Source organism: Promineifilum sp. (SeqCode) (assembly GCF_041918635.1).
Taxonomy (GTDB): Bacteria; Chloroflexota; Anaerolineae; order Promineifilales; family Promineifilaceae; genus Promineifilum.
Genome location: NZ_JAYRVJ010000183.1, coordinates 1 through 1,759 on the forward strand (window position 1 = coordinate 1; position 1,759 = coordinate 1,759).

The 1,759-nt window shown below is 66.9% G+C and carries 1 protein-coding gene and 1 pseudogene; both read left to right on the forward strand.

The annotated features are described in order from the left end of the window. Positions 1-615, forward strand: a pseudogene (locus ACE3UY_RS06240) (hypothetical protein); the annotation flags it as partial. Positions 616-631: 16 nt separating this feature from the next. Next, positions 632-1,759 (forward strand): NERD domain-containing protein (locus ACE3UY_RS06245; RefSeq protein ID WP_374686688.1); only part of this gene is annotated, 1,128 nt, incomplete at its 3' end.

Genomic DNA, 1,759 nt, shown 5'->3' on the forward strand with positions numbered 1-1,759 from the left:
CCGACCGAGGAAGCGCCCACGCCGTCAAAAACGCCGGCCGATCCCATCGATCCCCCCATGCCGACGCCCACGTTTACCCCGACCGCGACCCTCAGCCCGACGGCCACGGCGACCGCCGCCGCCACCACGACGGCCACAACCGCAGCCACCGACACGCCCACGCCCACGGCGACGCCCACCGCCACGGCCACGCCCACCGCCACCAACGTCCCCCGGCCGCCCACCACGCCGCCGCCGCCCACGCCGACGATGCCGCCGAACACCTGTGTAGATGGCATCCAGCAGATCGTGGCGCCGGCCGATGGGACCAGCATGGGCGCCGACCGCGAGACGTTGGAGATTCACGGCTGGGCCGCCGACCCCAACTTCCGGCAGTACGAGATCGGCCTGACCGCGCCCGACGGCTATTTCCATCCCAAGGCCCACTTTACTATCCCCGTCGTCGGCGGTTTGCTCTACCGGTGGTCATTTGAGCCAGAGCAAGACACGTTTGGCGGAGGGTGGTACATCATTCAGTTGCGGGTCATTGGTCTGGACAGTAACCATCTGCCGATTGGCGCCGACGGCCAAAACCACGGCTGCCACGTTCGCATCTATCTACCGCCGCCCAATTAGGCGCGAGGAGCCGCTTATGAAATTCATTCCCGGCGCTACCTTCCTCCCCCCCGACGACGGCGAGAACACCGCCCGGCGCTTCCTGGAGGAAAAGCTGCACGACGACGAGGGCTACATCCTCAGCAACGTCTACGTGCGCGACCACAACAACCAGCTGTGCGAGATGGACTTCGTCGTCATCAACCAAAACGGTATCTACGACGTGGAGGTCAAAAACTGGGCCGGCGCGCTGGTCGCCGGGATCGATGCCTGGGAGACGCCCAGCGGCAGCCGGCCGAACCCGTCACAAGAGGCCGAATCGCACGCGCGCATTTTGAAAGGCTATCTGAAGCGTGAGTCCTCGAATCTGGGCCGTTTCCGGACTATCGGCCTTGTGCTGTTGGTGCGCGGGCTTCTGAAAGTGAGCCGGCCCGGCAACTATCCGTTCATGAACCGCGAGTTCGGGATGGCTGACGACGGGCTGATCCGCGCCATTCGCGGGCGCGACCACGTTTACCCCGACTCGCCCCGCCTCCGGCCGGACGACATGAAGCGTGCCTGCGACGTGCTGGCCCCCCATCACGACCAGCCGCGCCCCCTCCAGATCGCCAACTTCCAGGTCACGTCCCAAGGGCGCACCCACCCCTACTACGTCGAGCTAAACGGCTACGACGTGGAGCTGCACAGCCGCCACGTGCGCATCAAGGCGTACCGGCTGGAGAGCTTCACCGGCGTCCCGTCGCTGATGCGGGCGGTCGAGCGCTTCAAGCGCGAACTGATGGCCCTGCACGCGGCCGGCGACCATGAAAACCTGGTCAAGCCGATCATTTTCGAGCGCGACCTCCGTTCCAACAACAACTACTTTCTCGTCCTGGAGCATACCGGCCTCGACACGCTGGCCGCCGCGCTGGCGCGGGGGCCGCTGCCCGCCGAGCGCCGCCGGGTCGTCTTGCGCGACGTGGCCTCGGCCCTGGCGTTCTGCCACGGCAAGGGGTTCATCCACCGCAGCCTGTCGCCCGATGCGATCTACCTGACGCGCGAGGGGCGGGCCAAGGTCGGCGACTTCGACCTGGCCCGACTGCCCGGCTACAAAATGACCGTGACTACCGGCCGCGCCGCCCTGCTGACGGGGCGCTACGTCGCCCCGGAGCAGCGGCGCGATATC